Origin of the sequence: Photorhabdus antumapuensis (assembly GCF_020387775.1) — a bacterium.
Taxonomy (GTDB): domain Bacteria; phylum Pseudomonadota; class Gammaproteobacteria; order Enterobacterales; family Enterobacteriaceae; genus Photorhabdus; species Photorhabdus antumapuensis.
In genome coordinates, this window is sequence record NZ_JAHZMK010000012.1 from 46,126 (window position 1) to 67,741 (window position 21,616).

Genomic DNA, 21,616 nt, shown 5'->3' on the forward strand with positions numbered 1-21,616 from the left:
GAGTGACTAGCAGCAAGATGAGCATAGCATGAGCCAGCAAGACCATAATCAGACTCGAACCAGCATGTTTCTCGGCCGCAAGATCTCTGTCACGCAGTCGGGAATACCACGCCGAGATAAATTACTCGGAAAATCATCGGCTATTCAGTATCAGAATAGAGACATTATTAATAGCCAACAGTTTATTTTATTACAACGCTTGCTACCCAGACACCTGCTGGAAAGCTTGATGAAGTCCGTCTGGTTTCGTAGACGGTTAAATTGTGGGCAAACTTTGCGGCGTGACGACCTACAACAGCTCATCAGAGCGGTGGCAGAACCGGAATGTGACTGGAATAAAGTACTGGGTGACCACATAAACCTGGCTGACAGACATCTTTTACAGCACTGGGTATTACAGCCGCTATTTGACTGGTGGCTCCGTTTGTTGGAGCCAGAGATAGACTTCTGGTTCACTGAATTTGATCAGTTACAGATCCAAGAACGGCAACTGCGTGCTAAAGCGCATTTTTGGCAACAAGCCGAAAGCGTCTCATCTCAATGCCGGGAACAACAACATGAAGAGGTTATATCTTTGCAAACAGCGCTTAACCAACGCAAACAACTATTAGAAAAACGGCTGTTGACAACGGAAACCCAGGCTCGCGAAGCATGGCCTAACTGGTTTACTGGGCTAGATGCACTCCAGACTGGCGGTGACCTAACCGCTTTTATGCCGGTTCCCGAAGCACTGTCATCCTGTTGGGCGTGGTTGACGACTTTAGAACATGACACCGAGGCGGCTACTCACTTGCAAAAATGGCTTTGTGCCCGTTTTCTGTGCCTGCCACAGGACAATTTTCACTGGCAATCGACGACCTAATTATTAGAGGAAACATGCAAACTCTACTCAATCATTTGGCCAGTCGCTTAGGCCAGAAGCCCTTTGTTTCCGATAGACAAGGGCATTACCATTTGCACATTGATAACTACAACCTATTTTTTCGCCAACAGGGAACTGAACTTGTGTTATCCAGCCCGCTAAGCTGGCGCCATAACCCAAAAGATCCGTCAGGCGCTGAATTACTGAAAACACTATTGCAACAAGTTACACGCTGGGGACGCCATGCTCCCCATGCACTGACCTTAGATGAATCAGAGAATCTTATTCTGGAAGCACGCCTTGACCTTGATAGTTTGGATATTCAAATACTGGAACAGATGCTAACCCTGCACGTTGATCTACTGGAACAAGTCATGGCTTTATTGTCGGAAACCCAATCCGCCCCTCAATGGAAACAGGTAATATGGCAACCATGAAACCATTCCAAAGGCTATGCCGTTCCCTACTGTTGTCGTTGAGTATCAGCGGTGTGATGCTTCCTTCTGCTTATAGCCAAGATCTGGATTGGTTTCCTGCGCCTTATAACTATCTGGCAAAAGGAGAAAGCTTGCGGGATGTACTGGTTAATTTCGGCGCCAACTATGAAGCATCAGTGATTGTCAGCGACAAGGTGACCGATCAAGTTAACGGCCATTTTGAGCAGGACACTCCTCAGGAATTCCTGCAACATTTATCCTCTCTCTATAATCTGGTCTGGTACTACGACGGGAGTGTGCTTTATGTATTCAAAAACAGTGAAATACAATCGCGCCTGCTTAAACTTGAACGAACCAACGCAACGGAATTACAGCAAGCTCTAAAACGTTCCGGTATTTGGGAGCCACGCTTTGGCTGGCGTCCTGATCCAGGTAACCAACTGGTTTACGTATCAGGCCCTCCCCGTTATCTTGAACTGGTTGATCAGACTGCATCCGCACTAGAACAGCAATCATTATTACGTAGCGAAAAAACGGGCGCCTTAACAGTGGAAATTTTCCCGCTCAAATACGCCTCAGTGGTCGATCGCAAGATTCAGTATCGTGATACCAGTATTGAGGCGCCTGGCATAGCCACCATTCTCTCCCGTCTGCTCAGTGATACCAATGTAACCGCTGTTACTGGTGAGGCATCATCTTCTATGGGAGGAAGCTACTCAAGCCGTGCTGTCGTACAGGCAGAACCCTCCCTAAATGCCATCATTGTACGGGATAACCCGGAAAGGATGTCCATGTACGCCCACTTGATCAACGCACTGGACAAACCCTCCGCCCGGATTGAAGTTGCCCTTTCCATCGTCGACATCGACGCAAACAACCTTTCAGAACTGGGAGTTGACTGGCAAGTTGGCATCAACACTGGGCCTCGTCATATTATTGATATCACAACCTCCGCTGGGGGAAAAAAGGAGGGTAAGGAAAAAGGGGAAAGCATCGGTTCAGCCGCATTAAGTAGCCTGGTCGATCGCCGTGGCCTGGATTACCTGCTCGCCAAAATAACTTTGCTAGAAAGTAAAGGAAGCGCTCAGGTGATTTCCCGCCCAACGCTTTTAACGCAGGAGAATACGCAAGCCGTCATTGACAACAATGAAACCTACTACGTGAAAGTGAATGGCGAACGGGTTGCCGAGCTTAAAAGCCTTACCTATGGCACTATGCTACGCATGATCCCCAGAGTCATCCAAGTAGGAGACTCTCCTGAAATCAGTTTAGACCTGCATATTGAGGACGGTAACCAGAAACCTAATAGCTCAGGACCGGATGGCATCCCGACCATCAGCCGAACCATTGTCGATACCGTTGCCAGAGTTGGACATGGGCAAAGTCTGCTGATTGGCGGCATCTACCGCGACGAAATGAGTCAAATAACACGCAAGGTGCCATTTTTAGGCGATATCCCTTATCTGGGTGTCTTGTTTCGCAATACCAGTGAGCAAGTTAGGCGATCAGTACGGCTATTCATTATTGAACCACGTCTGATTGATAGTGGAATCGCCCATTATCTGGCTCTTGGTAACGGGCAAGATCTACGTCCTGGATTACTAGCAACACAAGATATCTCTAATCAGAGCCTATCGCTGAGTAAAGTTCTGGGAAGTGCACAATGCCAACCATTATCCTCGGCCCGTCAAGTACAGGAAACCCTACGGCAAGCAGGCAAAAGCTCATATCTATCCTCATGCCGAATGGGTAACACTTATGGATGGCGAGTCATTGAACAGCAATGTTCACTGAAAGAAACTTGGTGTGTTCGTGCGCAAAATAAGGCGAACAGATGAGTTGGAAAATTCGCTTTTACCGCGGACTGAATAAAAGTATTGAGGTTAATTTAGCTGAGGGACGTTTAGCCATCGGCTCAGACCCCCTACAGGCAGATATCGTTCTGGTGGATGAGGATGTTGCTCCTGTGCACCTGATCTTAGAAATCGAACCAGACTCAATTCGCCTGTTGGAATGGGCCGGTGAAGTTGCACCAAGTCAGAATGGCGAACCGCTATCACCGGGTGCGACATTGCAAGCGCTGGCCCGTCAGGAAGTAGGGCCGTTATTGTGGGCTTTTTGTGACCAACAACATGCATTCCCAAACCAACTCGCTGAACCGGCAGTTACACCACGCCAGCGCCCTGCCCGCCAAAATCGTAGCCGGGTAGCAGGCGGGATGTTGATATTTTGTCTGGTACTGGCACTTGGCCTCTTGGCGCTGCTTGGACATGAAGGATGGCAAAGAAACAGCATGTCCAATGGCATAGCCGAGCAAGAACTACGCCGTTTTCTCAGTGGCGATTCGGCTTATCGCCAGGTAAGTGTACAAATGATGCCCGATCACGGCCCACTACTGCTTAAAGGTTATGTGGACCTCAATCAACAACGGCTGGCCCTGCAACAGTATCTCGATACTCACTCTCCCAATTATCGGCTGGAGTTACGTACGATGGAAGAATTACGTCAGGGGGTGGATTTCATTTTACAAAAATTAGGCTATGCCCAAGTCCAGAGCCGCAATGGCAAACAACCCGGTTGGGTCCGCCTTACGGGAGAAGTCACTGATACCAGCCAGCAATGGAACGATATCGAGTCACTACTCAAACGTGATGTTCCGGGCCTACTGGGCATAGAAAACCAGACGAAGTTCACCGGTAATCACCTCAAGCGGCTGGATATGTTATTGGCTAAACATGATTTACCCGACACGCTGATCTACAAGGATAAAAATGATCGTATCGAGTTCACAGGTCAGTTGGATGAGCACCAGACGCATAACTTCTACCGCTTACAAAAGGTATTTAAACAAGAGTTCGGCAATCGGCCAGCACTGGTATTGCTGAATAATAAACAGCTCACCCACAATGATGAACTCAATTTCGACGTCCGGGCCGTTTCCTTCGGGCGTGTACCCTATGTGGTACTTAAAAACAACCTGCGTTACCCCGTTGGAGCAACCACAGAAAACGGTTTAAGAATCGAGGCCATCCGTCAAGATGCAATTGTTATTATCAAGGGTGGACAACAATTTATCGTCAAACTTAACAGGAGCCCTGCTTCATGATGACATCCCTGGAAGCACGACTGTTTGGTGCTGATCCCACTTATGTCAACGAAATACAACACCACCTCTCTCAGGCGCTGAACGATATCAAACAACGCCTGAGACGTGGCGGTTCGGTACAAGAATACCAACAATGGCAACTGGAGGCTGATGCCATCCAAGCTGCAATCACAATACTTAACACAACAGAAGGAGACCATCATGGCTAAAACTTTTACTGCCGCAACAGACGCTAATACCCTCGATAGGGTTGCTGCCCAGCTGACTACACAAGCCAACGCAGCCGACACAGATGTCAGTGCCGCCATTACCGAACTCAGCAAAGGTGCTGACAACCCTGCTTTACTAGCTGATTTACAACACAAAATCAACAAATGGTCGGTAATCTACAACATCAACTCTACTGTCACCCGGTCCATGAAAGACCTGATGCAGGGTATATTACAGAAGATCTAATCATGACACGTTCACTCAAAGGGCTACTGGCAGATATTGCTCTGGTTGGAAGTGGCCATCACTGTCATGACGAAGCCAATATTATTGCTGATTGGCTGATGTCAATCGAGGAAGGACAAGAAGCAGCAAACCTGATTCGACTCTCTTCTTTGACGAACCAAGGAAAATATCAACAGGCTCTGGATTTTGGTCGGGAGTTTCCCTGGCCCAGTCTCGAACCTTGGTTAGCGTTGTGTGAGTGGCGTCTGGGGCTAGCATCAGCCCTGGAACAGAGACTGACGCGAATGGCGGGCAGCGACGATCCACAACTGCTCTCCTTCGTTGACGGCATGCGGGAACAACTGGCTCATGAATAGGATTGAAGGACCATCCTATAACACCGTATCGCAACCAACGGTACAGACTTCGGTCAGTTCCAGGCACCAGCACAGCTTTGAGCAAGCACTGGAAACTACGCCGGATCAGCAAATGCTGAAAGAGCGCCAACAACGCTGGCTACAGGGAGAATCGCTGGAAAACGTTTTAGGCGACTTCGATCCAGCGACACAACGCAAAGTGATATGGCAGTGGTATCAGGCTTTATCGTCCGATAAACAGTCCTCCCAACGTACTCAGTTAGAAGACAAGCTGATCGCTCCAGTACAAGAGCAGCTATGGTCGCAGTTTGGTGGCTTGACAGGCAATATCAAGCCACCACTGGATATGCCAGAACTTAGAAAGATTGTTCGTGAATTCGCACCCACAAGTCGACAACAAGAGACGGTTCTTCTCAAGGTGCTCGGCAAGATTGAATCTATCCCTGGCAATGAGTACCTGAGTGACCTTATTAAGCAGGAGTTAAAAACGCTGATTCCCCTTAATGGTATGGTGACAAACATGATGCAAAACTCACATAAACCTGATTTGGAAGAATAATGGGCCAACCACAACACCGTGAAACAAGGACAGACAACCTAAATAAACTCAACATACCTCAAATTTGGAGGAACAATGGATCTACCACATATAAGCGAGACACTGATCACCAGCCTGGATGAACTCAACACATCTCAGGCCAGTGCCGAAAATATTGCGAGTTTTGAACTTGCTATGTCCAATCAAGATCAGGGGATTGAAAACAATCTGATCAATGAATTAGGTCAGATCAGGCAACAACTTACTCAGGCGAAACAAGATCTGGAAACACAGCTAGCTATCCCTAGCAGTGATCCTAACAGCCTGATGCAAATGCAGTGGTCTCTGATGCGGATCACCCTGCAAGAAGAGCTGATTGCCAAAACGGTAGGACGACTCAATCAAAACATTGAAACCCTAATGAAAGCCCAGTGAGGAGCTGTGAAGAAACACTATATAATCTGCGTTATGCTCGCTATCCTGATGCTAACTGGCTGTAAAATCGAACTCTATACCGATGTGAGCCAAAAAGAAGGCAACGAAATGTTAGCCTTGCTCAAGGAAGCGGGCATTTCCTCTGATAAGCAACCAGACAAAGATGGCAATATCAAGCTGTTAGTCGAAGAGTCTGATGTGGCACAAGCTGTTGAAGTGCTCAAACGTAAAGGATATCCACGGGAGAACTTCTCTTCGTTACAAGATGTCTTCCCCAAGGACGGCCTTATCTCCTCGCCAATAGAAGAACGTGCGCGGCTCAACTTCGCCAAAGCGCAGGAGATTGCCCGAACACTTTCCGAGATTGATGGCGTGCTCGTAGCACGAGTACACGTTGTTTTACCCGAGGAGCAAGACCGACTGGGCAAAAAGCTATCGCCAGCCTCTTCCTCGGTGTTTATCAAACACGCAGCGGACGTGCAACTCGACACTTACATCCCTCAAATCAAGCAACTGGTTAATAACAGCATTGAAGGGTTGAGTTATGATCGGATCAGTGTCGTATTAGTGCCCGCAGCAGGCGTACGTCAGGTACCGTTGGCACCACGCTACTCCACTCTGTTCTCTATCCAAGTGACTGAAGAGTCACAAGGACGGCTGATTGGGCTGTTTGTACTATTATTAGCCCTATTATTTATCAGCAATCTGGCACAATTCCTGTGGCACCGAAGCAGGATACAATAATGGTAACAGCATTAACGCCCTATCAGTTTCGGTTTTGCCCTGCCAGCTATATTCATTCTGATCATCTATCACCAGAATGGCTTGCGGTCTTATCTTCCCTACCTGAGTGGCGAAACTCTCCCAAGCTTAATGGACTACTGCTAACCCAATTTGATCTGAATGTGGATTATGAATTACCAACTGGATTGGGAAACATCGCCCTGTTAGAGCAATCGTGCTTAGAACAACTTCTTACCTGGCTAGGCGCTTTACTTCACGGGCAAGCTATCCGCCATTGCCTAATGGCGGCAGAACTTCGCCACTTACATGGCTCACTAGGAAAAGAGGGACATCACTTCTGCTTAAAGTATCTCGACATCATTATCGGCAACTGGCCGACTGGCTGGCAGCGCTCATTACCATCAGAAATCAATGCAAACTATTTTCGTACCAGTGCCTTACAGTTCTGGCTAACAGCGATGGAGTCTCCTCCTATCGATTTCGCTAAGCGCCTGAGCCTGCGGCTTCCCTCTCATGAAAACCTCGCGGCCTGGCCTGTCAGCCAGGCAGAACGACCGTTGGCACAAGCATTGTGTCTCAAATTGGCTAAGCAAGTGAACACAGAATGTTACCATTTATTAAAATAACAACAGAGCATCTTCAACTGTCTCCTGAACTCCAAATACTGCGTAAAGCGGACTATCAAACCTGCCTCAGTGCCAAATCTCTGCTTGAGGCTGCCCGGCTCCAGGCACAAGAAATTGAACGTGACGCGCAGGCGGTGTATGAGCAACAAAAAGAGTTAGGTTGGCAAGCAGGCATCGATGCTGCCCGCGCAGAACAAGCGAATCTGATTCATCAAACCCAGTTGCAATGCCAGCAATACTACCGGCAGGTCGAACAACAAATGAGCAATGTAGTATTGCAGGCTGTACGTAAAATCCTAAAGAATTATGACCAAGTTTCCCTCACCTTACAGGTAGTTCGTGAGGCCCTGTCATTAGTCAGTAACCAAAAACAGGTTATCCTGCGCGTTAATCCTGAACAGGCCGCAACAGTTCGCGAACAAATATCACGGGTACACAAAGATTTCCCTGAAATCGGCTACTTAGAGATCACTGCTGATGAGCGTCTCGATCAAGGGGGCTGTATTTTAGAAACAGAAGTCGGGATCATTGATGCCAGTTTGGATAGCCAATTAGACGCGCTGATGTCAGCCATCAATAATCAATGGCAAAGTTGACGACGCCATCACGTTTCAAAGAGGTAACTAGTTTTCGACGGAAAGTGAAAATTTCTTCTGCCGTTATTAATATTCTCTATTTCGACAAAACATTATGATTCACTCTATCTAATATCCAAGCGCATATCCCTTGGAATAATCTCAAAAAAACCACTTAAGGAGTGACCATTGTCTCCCATTTCAGGTATTAATCACCAAAGAATATTTCCTACCCAACAGCTTGATACCACAGCGGTTAATCAACCACAAGGGGAACTGTCGGGCAAATCCCTGAAAGTCTCTTCACCCAGACCAGGATTGTTAGAGCGCCTTTCAGCGACGATTCAACGCAATCTACCGGGCCACTCTATGCTCGATCGCCAACTAACTACCGATGACAAGAAGAATCAGGAGAGCCGCTTCTCGTTCAGCATGATAAAGGACAGAATTGTTCACTTTGCGGTAAGCACTAAGCTAGGGAGCGTTCGGGATTCCGCGAGTAAGCACGGCGGTGAAATCACTTTCAAATTTGCCCAGACCAAAGGTGCCTTTCTGGACCAAATCATGAAACATAAAGACACCTCTGGCGGGGTTTGTGAATCCATCTCTGCCCACTGGATAAGCGCTCATGCCAAAGGTGAAAGCGTCTTTGACCAGCTCTATGTGGGGGGCCAGAAAGGGCAGTTTCACATTGACTCTCTGGTTTCCATTAAACAGTTACAGATGGATGGTATGGACCCGGATGCCGAGCAAAGCAAAATAACCGAATCCTGGCTCAGTGAGAATGGCATCCAACCACGAAGCCCGTTTGAAGTAAACGGCGAAACTGGCGGTAAAGGCACAAAAGATCTATTAAACGCCATCCTGGATACAGGTGATAAAGGATCGGGCTACAAGAAGATCAGTTTTGAAGGACAAATGGCCGGACACACAGTAGCCGCCTATGTAGATGACCAGAAGGGAGTTACCTTCTTCGATCCTAACTTCGGCGAGTTCAACTTCCCGGACAAAACTTCATTCTCCAACTGGTTCTCTCAAGATTTCTGGTCCAAATCCATGTACAGCAAAGAAATCGGGCTAGGTCAAAATTTCTACATTTCCAACTTCGAGCCTAAAACACTATGACACACGACTATCACCAACTTATAGAAGCGCTGTTCTCTAAACTCGGGGTATCCGCGTCCCCCACCGACGATGATATCTACACTCTGGAAGTCGATGGACGTTTTCAAGTATTGATTGGCTGTTATCACGACAACTGGCTACAGTTGTTCTGCGAATTAGGGTCCGAAGTCAGTCATGCCAACAATCTTTTTGGGCAACATTGGCCGGCTCATGTCCAGGGAAATTTGGATGGACAAGCCATTCTATGGTCACAACGCCCCTTAGCCGAAGTAGATGTAGCGGAACTACAAGCCTGGTTAGAACGGTTTATTGATGATATTGAACAACGCCTGACACCTAGCACAGCCCAACAGCCTAAAAATCTGCCGCCTTCCTTGATGCGGGTTTGATTACTAAACATGAGCCACTACTGGGCTATAGGTTCAATGGAAACTTCAATATTTAGTCCCCTTTAAACTGAAAGGTAAAAGTTAAATAAGCCAAATAGAGAATCAAATAAAATACTACTTGTCACCATGCAAAAAACCCGCAACTAAGCGGGTTTTTTCTCATTAACAACTTTAACTACTCAGGATATTACCTTCATCGCTATCGTAAAGTCGCTAATAGATTTAAACAGTTAAGTTAAATCAAGATAATACGATAACATTTACTGCGGATGGACCTTTAGCGCCACTCTCAACAGAGAATGAAACTTCCTGACCTTCTTCCAATGTTTTGAAATTATTACTCTGGATTGCAGAATAATGAACAAAAACATCTTTGCTACCATCTTTCGGAGAAATAAATCCAAAACCTTTATCGTTATTAAACCATTTTACTGAACCAGTCATTGCATTAGACATAGAATTTTCCTTTAATTTTATTAAGTTGCCATAAGGCGTTATGAGGTCTGTTTTTCAGTTTTACTTATGGGTACTAATTAGAAGGAATTCGCAATGAAGTGGTATCGGGGATAGCGCTAAATGGTGAACTGCTTTAACTTTCTTTTCATAAATAGGTCTGTACTTCCAAACCAGTGACGCTATTAAATCACATTGATTGGTCATTAGCAAATTTTAATTTCATTTATTTTTTTCTATTTGATCTTTACCTTTTCCTAAATTACGGCTTTGTTCATACTTGCATAGCTTTACCATAGCCATAACTGACTAATTATAAAAAGTTTTTATCTACAAGCCCCTATTTTTCAAAGTTATAGCAACTGATTTAAATTTACAATTTATCCCTAACAACCTAATCAGGCTACAATCCGTAGCCTGAAATTAATGAAAATAAAGTTAACATGCATCAATCTTCAAATAACCATTGCAGTTCATGAGCTGTGATACCTTAAAATACGGGAAAAACTGAGTACGGTTATCGATAACTTGTCCATTAACAGCACGACATAGTGCTGAAATAGAGCAAAAACTCTCTCCGATTTTCGTGATGGATACATCACAAGACTGGGAAGCACTAGACATATTCCACTGCGCCATACACTCTTGATCAGTTAGTTCAATAGACTTATCAGCTCCACTGCCTGCATTTGCGGCAGACGCAATCCCGAAAAGCAATGCCCCTAACATAAATTTCTTCATATTTATATATCCATTCAATTATCGTAATAATGGTATTAATTAATTGAAATTAATTTTCATAGCTATTTTAAGTAAGTATGTAAATATCTTTCTTAAAAAATATTTAATTTCTGAATAAAATCATAGAATCAATATTCTTTAGTAAATCGGATAATTTCATATATCCACATTAAAAAACGTGATCCATCTTCCATATTATTATAAGTCAATTGGAATATGATATAAAAACTATATATTGATTTCAAATGGTTATCATTAAAATCATACTATTTTCCTTACAAAACCCCAATAACTAAATATGAAATTTCATTAACCTAGCATTTATTAATTCGATAAATCAACAGGGATAAATTTCGAACAAGAAAAACTAGAATTCAACTTTAAATCAATCAATTATAATATTATACCCTTAAAATGGTACAAAACACGATGATAATACTGATGAAGAAAAATATTATTACAATATAGAGAAAATTCCACCTATGATCTTACTGTAAAACTAGATAGCTTTTCATAATACCGATACAGTTGGTCTATTTGATTAATATCCGAGCAATGCAAGTCTGATGCCTGATAAGCCACACTAACTCATTGCTCTGCTATGCATAGCGCACAACCCTTGCTACACAAGGAGTTGTCCAAAGTGGAGCACTATTTTGGAAAATTATTTATAGCCACGAGTATTAAGTGATTACAGATTATTTATCCGTAACATGATATATCCTAATGATAAAGAAACTATTGAAAAGACTATTCAGGAAAAAATTAATAACTAATAATTAATTTCAGCATTAAACAGTAACCTAATTACAATAAAATATATTTTCAGGTAATCTTATTGACGGTAAATGGAATTGATCCATGCAATGTGGTTGAATTTATTTACAGAAAGAAAAAATTAAAAGAATATACAATGAATTCATTCAACACCTTGAAATCCACGCATTTTGAACTATATTTATTTTAACTATGTTTAATTATGAAAAAAAACATTCATCCTTTATGAGGGGTTAAAAATGAGCACAGACTTTGAATGGGATCCAAAAAATTCTCAGGTATACACCAATACACACATTATTCTTTCATCTACTAAGCCCAATTCGTTCGATAAATTAGGTGGCGCTAATTTCACAATGAACGCTAAAAATGAAATATTAACACTACAAAATGATTCTGAGGACATACCTATCTATTGGCCAGAATTTACTCGCAATGATGATGGAACAATGACTGACAGCGGGAAAGGATTAGATATAAATGTATCCGCAGGAACATTAGAAGTAGACTATCTATCGGAAAATAGAAATAACACCGTGGCTTATTTAGGTTGTGCTGAAAGTGCTAAATTTAACCTTGAAAATTCAGGTATCTTAAGCATCAAAAATCCAGGAACTGTATTTATGTTTATAGATTATGTCGCTTCAAATAAACTTAAACCGCCTAAACTTACCATGTCAGGAAAAAGTGAATTTGAAATAATACAAAAAGAAAAAATAGAAGACGATGTTCCCGCCTTTATATTTCTAGCTAGCGAAATTTCTCTAAGTGAATCATCTAAGCTCACTTTTGAAAGCAGTAATCTCTATCTTGGAGATGGAAATTTTAATTACTGTAATATAAGTATACAAGACAAATCGATAGTAACCTTGATTAACAACGGTATAATGCAGAAAAATGACATAGAAAAAGACAAAACATGGTTCAAACTTATAGCAGGCTCTCCCTCACTAAACTTGAAATCTTTTGACGGCATCCATTTCCCACTCTATCTTGACAACGTAGAATATCCAGAAGGTCTATTTAATTTCATTAATACAGAAGGCAAGAATGAAGGAAAAATTACTATTAATTTCGCAAAACCGAGCCCAAAGGAAGACTTTGATATTTTCACAAAAAAGATATTTAATAAGAAACTCATACATCTCAATGGTCAAGTAGCAGATAGAGAATCCTTTAACATCAGTTATGGAAATGAAGTTATCAATGATAATCACATTGACACTGTAACAATATCACTTAAAAATTAATATTAATCATATTAGAAATAAATGTTCAATAGACCAAAATTAATTTTACTCTTATGGTACGATATCGAATAAGGTAACGTACCATCTATCAATATAAATCAACCATCATTTAATCATAGTAAACTATAGAACACATACTTTATGAATGATATCCAATGTAAAAATTTTCTCATAAGGCTCAAAAGCCAGAAAACTTATGGTACATTTATACCTAGTAGATTCACATAATAAGTGCAATATCGTTAATTTGGAAGTAAACATGTTCGTATTCCCTTCACTAATATATTCAATATGAGTTAATAAAGTCAGGAAAAAATTTAATTATCACCTCATATAATCAGACAACCTAATAACTTTAGACGAAGATAAAAAAGGCTACACCAAAATGTAGCCTCAAATCTATGAATTAAAAATCTCCGAAATCGTCAATTATCTCTCTTTGCATTTATAGCTCTGCAAAAATTTATTTGAGTTTAAGGATAATTATAACAAACTAAGAGCACAGAGAGTCTATAAAAACTCCAACTGAAAAATTGTCTATCCTGTGTTAGTATAAGATCATTTTTACAGTTTTCATATTTACTTCCTTTAGATCCTCACATACACATTTCAAAATCCTATTTCCCCCATCCCTATTATTACCTTGAGCTTCTATTGCTGAATGATAATCAAACCTATCACCTACATAATACCTTATAGTGTTTTTCGTACTTGCTAAATCTTGGAACAGAAAAATATTTGTAATATATTCCATGCCAGCCGAACGAACAATGAACTTCAATGGAACCTCATTTTTAATTCTCTCAGCTAACAATGGAACCCATAGACCCGCATTATGCCATACAGACTCTGACTCCACATAATATGGTAACTTATTATTTCTTCCCTCAATTACTAAATCATTGCGTGCTATATAATTACCAATATCAGTAAGATTTGTATATTTTATTCCATCAACAAGTTCCACTACTTCTTTAAGCATTTCTATTTTTTCGCTCATTTCATTCACCTATATTATTAAATTAAAAAAATCATGATAAGATATTGAGCAACATTTATCTTTGCATTCAAAACCCAATATAAATTCCAAATTCATTAAATTGATAAATTAACCTCTAATCACCTCCTTAAGCTTAAAATTGATTGTTGGTAGTAAACTTTATCTTCTATTCCAAGAAATCATTACTATTTTTATTTACCATGTTACGTTATTAATTAAATATAGCTAAAGATCCATTCCTTGCCACTAAATTCTAAAATTATTTAAGGTCATCTTATCACCCCTAATATTGAAACATAGAAAATCCATAGAATCATCTATCTAAAAAATAAAACTGGGGAATTATTCTTTTTATAACACCGAAAAACAAGATGAAACAGGATAATATTATGTTCATATCTATTATTATTTCATAATAAAATTAACCATTCTAAAAATCGTCACATTCAAGTGTATTTGCAATTTATTTAGTGATTATTGTAGTATTTACAACGTATTATAATAGTAAACACATATTTCCCCAACAAGATCCTCGTCAGAGAATTACTTCATTTGACAATCAATAATAAAGTGTACGGAAATCAGAAATTTTCTTTTTTGAGATTTAAATCACATATAGGCAAACCGATTAGTTCAATCAGCTATCTTAATTTTCTATACGACTAGAAATAAGGTAATAACAGACTATTAAAACGCGCTGACAAACTCACTTATCATCGGCTTACCCAACAAAACATACACAACAAATAGATTAAATCTCCAACAAACATATCTGGCAGAAGATAACAAAACAATATAAGCCTTTTATTCCCTATAGTGACAAAACATTACTTAGAGAGAGTAAAACTCTCAGATTGAAATTAATATCGCTTTCGTATTATACATAACATGTACCAGTTACATTGATAATCCACCAAACATAACTATTCTGACACAAAATTTTCACCTATCATTATCTTCTCAATCATAAATAATTGTTTACCAACTTAAACAACTCTCTTCACCAATTATGATCAAGTAAATATACATTTACACAGCATTATTCAGTTAGCAAGTAGTCATAAACTATTCCCCTATAATATCATTTCTTATATAAATAAACCGTTGGAAAATTTTTATCAAAAACAGGAAAAAGCGCTGATATCAGGTTCCATTGATCAGTAACAAAATCACAATAAAATAGGCTGAAAGTATCTTGAAAATTACTTATTTTGAACTATACTTATATTAATTTACATTTAATAATGAAATAATATTAACTCAGACAAGGGTAAAATTAATGAGCGATAAATTTATCTGGTCCTCATATGAAGATCAATTATACGAGCATAAATACGGCCGTCAAACGATTACTCCATCAGATTCTTTAGATAAAACTTTCAATAAAGATATTGGTTTCACTTTCAACATGGATGCTGGAAAAAAAGATGAGTTAAAACTGGATGCTGGAGAAATAAACTCTATTCATTGGCCACAGCCACTAATTAAGCTTAACGAGGAGTACAAGGCAGTACATAAGGCAGAAAATACAGACAAAATTTTAGGAGAAACAATAAACATATCCTCAGGAAATCTTATAATATTAGGAAGTAAAGAAAAACCTGTTAATTTTTATCTTAATTCTGAAATATTCAATAAATATAGAATACAATTACAAAACTCAAGTAGTTTTTCAATAAAAAACTCAAGCATTGTAAGCATTAGTGGCCCGATAAATACAGCAATACCAACATTAGAAGAATCAACAGTGGCTATGTCAGGAAATAGCCAGCTTACTATAGAGACTGTAGAGACTGTAGAGACTGTAGAGAATATAGAGAACTTTATTTCACTAAATTGTGATTTCTCTATTACTGAATCCTCTCAAGCTATGCTTAAAAGCCATCATGTTCATATAGATGGTGGCAGTATTACCTTACAGGATAATGCACAGATGTTCATAACCGCCCCAAGATTGGATATAACAATTCCCAAAGATGAAAAACAGCCCCATTTACCTTTACCCAGCCTAACTTTCACTCTAAAAGCCGGAGCAACTTCATTAAATCTCAACTCCCCAGATGGCTGCAACTTCCCATTAGATATTGACAGAAAACCACTATTAGATATTGATTTCCCTAAAGGTGTATTCAACTTCATGGCCGAAGGAGAAAAAAACACAGGAAAAGTCGTCATTGATGTTTTACCAGAATATGCTAATGCCTATGGCCTTAATACCATGCTCCGTAAAAATTTCATAGCTATTAACAGAAAGGTAGTAGAAACCGGAGACCAGATGAAATATTTTGATTTTAATTATGGACAAGAGATCCGCAACAGTAATAAGCAGGTCGGAACGATAACTATCTCTCTTAGAAATCCTAACCTACAATTACCTAGCAAATAGATTAAAAGTACGGCATTAAATACAATGCCGTACCTCTCGGTATAACCAAATCATCCCTGCACTATAAGGCTAAAGTGAACTAAACCCATTAGAAGCCCCTCACACTTACCCATTTTCCCCCTTGCTCCCATTCGGCAACGCTTTCTATACTCCTAACACTGCGGTTTCTGTTACATAGTACCTGTTATCACTTAGGATCTGGTTTCTATGCCCTCAATCTTTATCGGGTTTACACAATGGGTTAACACGCTCTCACCACGTGCCGTGCGCGGAAAGTTGACTGTTCCTCTCTCTAACCATAGGAAATACATAGGAAAATGTGAAAATGCAAAAATTAATCGTTAGCAGGAAAAGCGCCTCGTTTCCTCTTCTTCACCCTAAACGACGAGGTTTCTCGGAGGCTAACTGATGAAACAGGAAATCAATCAACGATATCGTACCCTACCCGACAGCTACAGTTGGGATCGTATCTTGACTAACAGCCCTAAAATGATGGCATTGTGCCGTGATACAGCAAAAATTGCTTGTAGCCACGCCAGGGTATTAATTACGGGCGAAAGCGGCACCGGTAAAGAGCTAATCGCTAAGGCCATTCATTACAATAGTCCGCGGGCTAAAGGACCATTCATCAAAATTAACTGTGGGGCTTTACCAGAGTCCTTACTCGAAAGCGAGTTGTTCGGCCATGAAAAGGGGGCTTTTACTGGCGCACAGATACAGCGTCAAGGGCTATTTGAACGTGCTAATCAAGGCACCCTGCTACTTGATGAAGTTGGCGAAATGCCCCTTAGCCTACAAGCCAAACTGTTGCGCATTTTGCAAGAAAAAGAGTTCGAACGTCTTGGCGGCAGCCAAACCATTAAAACCGACATTCGTTTGATCGCAGCAACCAACCGTGATCTGGCTGTCATGGTGGAACAAGGAGAGTTTCGTCGGGATCTATTTTACCGCCTTAACGTTATTCATCTTTCTCCCCCTCCGCTACGGAAACGTCCCGAAGATATTGCTTTGCTGGCCTATCATTTCCTGCAAAAATTCAGCACAGAAAACAATAAAGAGATCATCGAATTAGATGCCAGTACACTGTCAATTCTGGAAGAATATCACTGGCCGGGTAACGTTCGCGAACTTTCCAACGCCCTTGAGCGTGCAGTCATTATGAGCTCTGGACGAGTTATTTTCCCCGATGACCTACCTGCACATCTGTTATTCAAACCGCCTCCACCGCTAAGTTCTGAGCCTCAACATACGCTGGAGCACGGCCATAGTCTGAAAGAAAGCATTAAATCCTATGAACGCAGATTGATTAGTGCGGCGTTAGCAAGCAATCAGGGCAATCGGGCACAAACCGCTCGAATTCTAGGTATTAGTCGCCGGGCGCTAATGTATAAACTTCAAGAATATCGTATTGATCCACTGAATCTGGCGGAATAGACAATCCTACATCAGCAAAACAGAGCGCTGATGGCGAAACAAAACGTGCACACCTGTGCAAGATTTTGCACACCTATTCTCAATTACTCTACAAGCCTGCACACACTTTCCTCAATTAGATTAAATATAACTATTTAAATTTCAATTAACTATAAAATATCCTTATTTAAATCCAGTAACTGGCACACTCATTGCTTTACTAATACGTGCCTATATCCATATATCACATATAGGGATCGATATGAAAAATAAACTCATTAACATACAACAAGCTATAGCGCATTTTTATGACGGCATGACCATTATGGTTGGCGGTTTTATCGGTGTAGGCACACCTCTTGGTTTAATCACCGCATTACTAAACTCTGGTGTAAAAGATCTGACTCTGATTGCTAACGATACTAGCCGTATTGATACCGGCATCGGCCCCCTTGTGGCTAATAACAGAGTGAAAAAAGTCATCACCTCACATATTGGCACTAATCCGGAAACCGGACGCAAAATGCTTGCTGGAGAAATAGAAGTAGAACTGGTTCCTTTGGGAACGTTGATCGAACGTATTCGCTGCGGAGGAGCCGGTCTGGGCGGATTCCTAACCCCTACCGGAGTGGGTACTATTGTAGAAAATGGGAAACAAAAAATAACCCTCAATGGAACAGACTATTTGCTAGAACTCCCGCTACGCGCCGATCTAGCGTTGATTCAAGCTCATCTTGCTGATCATCACGGTAACCTGACCTACCAGTTAAGCGCCCGAAATTTTAACCCAGTGATCGCTCTGGCTGCGGATATCACGATTGCCGAGCCGGATGCATTGGTTGAAGTGGGTGAGATTGCACCGGACTGCGTTATAACACCTGGCGCATTGATCGATTACATCATTTATCCAGAAGGATAACTCATAATGAACGCCAAACAACTTATTGCCAACCGTGTTGCACGTGAATTACAAGATGGCGATATTGTTAACCTCGGCATCGGTATTCCTACGCTAGTCGCGAACTATCTGCCCGATAACATTCATATTACCCTCCAGTCAGAAAATGGCTTTCTGGGTCTTGGCCCCGTTACAGAACCCCATCCGAATCTGGTCAATGCCGGTGGAAAACCCTGCGGTATCCTGCCCGGTGCCGCCATGTTTGACAGTGCATTCTCTTTTGCCTTAATACGTGGTGGTCACATAGATGCTTGTGTGCTAGGTGCTCTGCAAGTTGACCAACATGCCAACTTAGCCAGTTGGATGATACCGGGGAAAATGGTGCTTGGTATGGGAGGAGCAATGGATCTTGTCACTGGCGCCCGCAAAGTCATCATTGCAATGGAACACTGCACCAAAGACGGCTCAGCAAAAATCCTTAAGCAGTGTACTCTACCACTTACCGCCATCAACAAAGTCAGCATGATTGTTACTGAATTAGGTGTTTTCTATTTTGAACAGGGCCAGTTAATCCTGAAAGAACATGCGCCAAATGTCACATTAGAGACTCTGCGGGAAAAAACCGAAGCAGAATTTAATATTGCACATGACCTCAAAATCATGCCTGTACCAAAGGATAGTCTATGATTAGCGATATCCTGACTGGTTTTATCCGCGCTATTCCACCACTTCACCAATCGCTGTGATGCGACTACGCATGAATGTTCACTGGTCGGATTATAAATAGCAAAGAGCCGAATGACAGTGAATGAATAGACCCAAGCTCCCGGAGATTCATTCCCTTGCCGCCGCGCTGCAACTCTAAATCTATTAGGTATAACTAAAGATAAATTAATTTTTTATTTTATTCATGCATTTCATCTTACACTCAAGAAATAAACCCACCCCAACATCCGGCACTATTTGATATATTTCTGGTTGTAAAATTTCCGGTTATTTATTGCTATCAACCATACAAAAATAATTAATCTTATAATATATAAGAATATTCCATTATTCTCGTTCCTAACTAGACTATGATCGGCGTGAGTTGGCAGGAATTGTTTTTACAATAATTCAATATGTTAATTATAAAATAGTATTATTTAATTTAAGGAAAGTATATGAGTCTCAAGAATGATTTTAAAGCTTTTTCTATTAGTAATAATGCTAACGTAGTCAGCCAAGAAGGATATGAAACAAACCCGGCTTTAAAGACTGGATTTCCACCAGAGAATATTACCACTCATTTACTCAATAAAGTATTACGTCAATCTTCAACGATATCATCTGTGATAGCTAACTTTATCGCTACACAATATGGCGATGATGTTCTAGATGATGGGGATATAGTCAAACTCACTACTCAATTAAATAGAGCCTTAGAAAAAAAGATCGCGACAGAAGTTCCAAGTGCTTCACTAACCCAGAAAGGAATAGTTCAACTCACAGATAAAACAGGCAACAGCAATTCACTTGCAGTAACTCAAAAACTTGTTTCTGATGTAAATGATAATGCTAACAACAGATTAGCAAAAAACCAAAATGGCGCAGATATTCTTGATAAAAACACGTTTGTGAAAAATCTTGGCTTAGCAGAAACCGTCAACTTAGCTAAAAATGCGGTACCGAATAGTAGAAAAATTAACGGCAAAGCGTTAACTGGGGATATCAGTCTAAATGCCGGGGACGTGGGGGCATTTAGGCTCGGATTAACAGGCGGACACTCTATTAATAATCCAGTCCCCTGGAATGCAGACACCGGGTTATATGATTTACTGAACCCTGGAATAGATTCTGCTCATATTGCTCATTTCAATAACGGAGCTGGAAGCTGCCCAGCTTTTCAGTTGAAAGTGCTGTACAAAAACCGAGGGATCGCTTATCGCTCTGCCCGTGATAATTATGGCTTTGAGGAGGATTGGACTGATATTTATACAACAAAAAACAAACCAACGGCGGCGGATGTTGGGGCATTTAGGCTCGGATTAACAAAAGGATACTCTGTTAATAATCCAGTCCCCTGGAACGCAAATACAGGGTTATATGATTTGCTGAACCCTGGAATAGATTCTGCTCATATTGCTCATTTCAATAACGGAGCTGGAAGCTGCCCGGCTTTTCAGTTGAAAGTACAGTACAAAAATGGAGGGATTGCTTATCGCTCTGCCCGTGATAATTATGGTTTTGAGGAAGATTGGACTAACATTTATACAACAAAAAACAAACCAACGGCGGCGGATATCGGGGCATATGCAAAATCCGAGGGATCTGAATTTATCCAAGCAAAATATATTAATCAGGCAAATATAAGTGATTTTACCGCATGGATAAAATCATTGCCGCAGGGCGGTCATGCATTCAGATTTGGAGCGAATGATAGTGGTATTGGGTATGCATGGTCGGGCGGCTACATAACAAGAATGTATGACATATGGGCAGGATTTGTCGCGCATTATGACAATGCCGGTATTAGCTTTATCCACGGAAATGATGGAGGTGGAAATACAAAAGTTAGCCGACTTTGGACAGATAAAAATGCCCGCTCCGACGCTAACGGCATTCTCAGAGTATCCAGCCCAATTGTCGATATTCACCCAGACGGAACTTACGAGTTAACCAGCGAAGCTGAGGGAGTGACGGTTAAGCGTGTAGATACAGGGAAATATCGTATCAGTGGCTGCAACGGTTTTGCCAAAGATGGTGCGTGGGGAATTCACGGTGGCACTATCATCCCGGCGGACAGCAACGGGTTAAATCTGATTTGGATTCGTGAATCGGTAGACACAGCCAGCGGCGATATAACAATTGAATGTTACCATCGTCAAAATAAAGACGCTCCGGAGTTTGCTCAAAATCAGCGCGTAAAAAGTGTAACTGCAACAGGGGAAGTCGTTTATTACAATGATGCTGAACCATGCGATATTCCAGACGGAAGAGTCATTAATATTCGTGTGCAACTACCTGAAAAACCATAATCAATGAAGACAGGCTCCCTAAAAGGGAGCCG

22 protein-coding genes and 1 pseudogene are annotated in these 21,616 nt (G+C 41.3%); 20 read left to right on the plus strand and 3 right to left on the minus strand.

From position 1 onward, the window contains the following. The first annotated feature begins 28 nt into the window (after nt 1-28). The 14 genes from KZ793_RS03680 (at nt 29) to KZ793_RS03745 (ending at nt 9,649) form a co-directional block, all read left to right on the plus strand. Nucleotides 29-862, plus strand: a complete 834-nt coding sequence (locus tag KZ793_RS03680; RefSeq protein WP_225813607.1) for a T3SS regulon anti-activator ExsD domain-containing protein — start codon at nt 29-31, stop codon at nt 860-862. A gap of 14 nt (nt 863-876) precedes the next feature. Further along, nucleotides 877-1,299 carry a YscB family type III secretion system chaperone gene (locus tag KZ793_RS03685; protein ID WP_225813610.1) on the plus strand — a complete coding sequence of 141 codons (423 nt, stop codon included), beginning with the start codon at nt 877-879 and terminating at the stop codon, nt 1,297-1,299. Further along, nucleotides 1,287-3,137, plus strand: a complete 1,851-nt coding sequence (sctC, locus tag KZ793_RS03690; protein ID WP_317987438.1) for a type III secretion system outer membrane ring subunit SctC — start codon at nt 1,287-1,289, stop codon at nt 3,135-3,137. The genes KZ793_RS03685 and sctC overlap by 13 nt, the downstream gene beginning before the upstream one ends. Continuing rightward, complete coding sequence (gene sctD, locus KZ793_RS03695) at nt 3,134-4,405, plus strand: type III secretion system inner membrane ring subunit SctD (protein WP_317987439.1); 1,272 nt, start codon at nt 3,134-3,136, stop codon at nt 4,403-4,405. Before sctC ends, sctD begins: the two co-directional genes overlap by 4 nt. Then, nucleotides 4,402-4,614, plus strand: a complete 213-nt coding sequence (locus KZ793_RS03700; RefSeq protein WP_225813613.1) for an EscE/YscE/SsaE family type III secretion system needle protein co-chaperone — start codon at nt 4,402-4,404, stop codon at nt 4,612-4,614. The genes sctD and KZ793_RS03700 overlap by 4 nt, the downstream gene beginning before the upstream one ends. Beyond that, nucleotides 4,607-4,861 (plus strand): type III secretion system needle filament subunit SctF, encoded by a 255-nt coding sequence (gene sctF / locus KZ793_RS03705; protein WP_225813616.1) that lies wholly within the window; start codon nt 4,607-4,609, stop codon nt 4,859-4,861. Before KZ793_RS03700 ends, sctF begins: the two co-directional genes overlap by 8 nt. 2 nt (nt 4,862-4,863) lie before the next feature. Then, complete coding sequence (locus KZ793_RS03710) at nt 4,864-5,217, plus strand: YscG family type III secretion system chaperone (RefSeq protein ID WP_225813618.1); 354 nt, start codon at nt 4,864-4,866, stop codon at nt 5,215-5,217. Beyond that, complete coding sequence (locus tag KZ793_RS03715; RefSeq protein WP_225813620.1) at nt 5,210-5,776, plus strand: YopR family T3SS polymerization control protein; 567 nt, start codon at nt 5,210-5,212, stop codon at nt 5,774-5,776. The genes KZ793_RS03710 and KZ793_RS03715 overlap by 8 nt, the downstream gene beginning before the upstream one ends. 75 nt (nt 5,777-5,851) lie before the next feature. After that, entirely contained in the window at nt 5,852-6,190 is a 339-nt protein-coding gene (sctI, locus tag KZ793_RS03720; RefSeq protein ID WP_225813622.1) for a type III secretion system inner rod subunit SctI, read from the plus strand. Nucleotides 6,191-6,196: 6 nt separating this feature from the next. Then, nucleotides 6,197-6,934, plus strand: a complete 738-nt coding sequence (gene sctJ / locus KZ793_RS03725) for a type III secretion system inner membrane ring lipoprotein SctJ (RefSeq protein WP_397443572.1) — start codon at nt 6,197-6,199, stop codon at nt 6,932-6,934. Continuing rightward, nucleotides 6,934-7,560 carry a Yop proteins translocation protein K gene (locus KZ793_RS03730; RefSeq protein WP_225813624.1) on the plus strand — a complete coding sequence of 209 codons (627 nt, stop codon included), beginning with the start codon at nt 6,934-6,936 and terminating at the stop codon, nt 7,558-7,560. Before sctJ ends, KZ793_RS03730 begins: the two co-directional genes overlap by 1 nt. Beyond that, nucleotides 7,539-8,156, plus strand: coding sequence for an HrpE/YscL family type III secretion apparatus protein (locus KZ793_RS03735; protein ID WP_225813626.1), 618 nt, complete (start codon nt 7,539-7,541; stop codon nt 8,154-8,156). Before KZ793_RS03730 ends, KZ793_RS03735 begins: the two co-directional genes overlap by 22 nt. 168 nt (nt 8,157-8,324) lie before the next feature. After that, nucleotides 8,325-9,260, plus strand: coding sequence for a YopT-type cysteine protease domain-containing protein (locus KZ793_RS03740; RefSeq protein ID WP_225813627.1), 936 nt, complete (start codon nt 8,325-8,327; stop codon nt 9,258-9,260). Then, nucleotides 9,257-9,649, plus strand: a complete 393-nt coding sequence (locus KZ793_RS03745; RefSeq protein ID WP_225813629.1) for a CesT family type III secretion system chaperone — start codon at nt 9,257-9,259, stop codon at nt 9,647-9,649. Before KZ793_RS03740 ends, KZ793_RS03745 begins: the two co-directional genes overlap by 4 nt. 240 nt (nt 9,650-9,889) lie before the next feature. Here KZ793_RS03745 and cspE read toward each other — a convergent pair whose 3' ends face one another. Both cspE and KZ793_RS03755 read right to left on the minus strand, forming a co-directional pair. Then, nucleotides 9,890-10,105 (minus strand): transcription antiterminator/RNA stability regulator CspE, encoded by a 216-nt coding sequence (gene cspE / locus KZ793_RS03750; protein WP_225813631.1) that lies wholly within the window; start codon nt 10,103-10,105, stop codon nt 9,890-9,892. 435 nt (nt 10,106-10,540) lie between these two features. After that, entirely contained in the window at nt 10,541-10,831 is a 291-nt protein-coding gene (locus tag KZ793_RS03755; RefSeq protein WP_225813633.1) for a hypothetical protein, read from the minus strand. Nucleotides 10,832-11,859: 1,028 nt separating this feature from the next. Here KZ793_RS03755 and KZ793_RS03760 point away from each other — a divergent pair. Beyond that, nucleotides 11,860-12,870: a hypothetical protein gene (locus tag KZ793_RS03760; RefSeq protein ID WP_225813635.1), complete on the plus strand. Its 1,011-nt coding sequence runs from the start codon at nt 11,860-11,862 to the stop codon at nt 12,868-12,870. A gap of 547 nt (nt 12,871-13,417) precedes the next feature. On the opposite strand, the gene KZ793_RS03765 is transcribed toward KZ793_RS03760, so the two are convergent. Continuing rightward, the gene (locus KZ793_RS03765) at nt 13,418-13,870 is read right to left on the minus strand and encodes a hypothetical protein (RefSeq protein WP_225813637.1); all 453 of its coding nucleotides are present in this window, start codon (nt 13,868-13,870) and stop codon (nt 13,418-13,420) included. 1,279 nt (nt 13,871-15,149) lie between these two features. On the opposite strand from KZ793_RS03765, the gene KZ793_RS03770 reads away from it, so the two are divergent. The 5 genes and pseudogenes from KZ793_RS03770 to KZ793_RS03790 all read left to right on the plus strand — a co-directional run bounded on the left by KZ793_RS03770 (nt 15,150) and on the right by KZ793_RS03790 (nt 21,584). Continuing rightward, the gene (locus KZ793_RS03770) at nt 15,150-16,256 is read left to right on the plus strand and encodes a hypothetical protein (RefSeq protein WP_225813638.1); all 1,107 of its coding nucleotides are present in this window, start codon (nt 15,150-15,152) and stop codon (nt 16,254-16,256) included. A 408-nt stretch (nt 16,257-16,664) separates the two neighbouring features. After that, nucleotides 16,665-17,690 (plus strand): annotated as a pseudogene (locus tag KZ793_RS03775) (sigma 54-interacting transcriptional regulator); the annotation flags it as partial. A gap of 241 nt (nt 17,691-17,931) precedes the next feature. Next, nucleotides 17,932-18,588, plus strand: a complete 657-nt coding sequence (gene atoD / locus KZ793_RS03780; RefSeq protein ID WP_225813640.1) for an acetate CoA-transferase subunit alpha — start codon at nt 17,932-17,934, stop codon at nt 18,586-18,588. 6 nt (nt 18,589-18,594) lie between these two features. Beyond that, nucleotides 18,595-19,254, plus strand: a complete 660-nt coding sequence (locus tag KZ793_RS03785; RefSeq protein WP_225813643.1) for a CoA transferase subunit B — start codon at nt 18,595-18,597, stop codon at nt 19,252-19,254. Between the two features lie 476 nt (nt 19,255-19,730). Beyond that, a complete protein-coding gene (locus KZ793_RS03790; RefSeq protein ID WP_225813647.1) occupies nt 19,731-21,584 on the plus strand; it encodes a phage tail protein in 1,854 nt (617 codons plus the stop codon). Nucleotides 21,585-21,616: the final 32 nt, after the last annotated feature.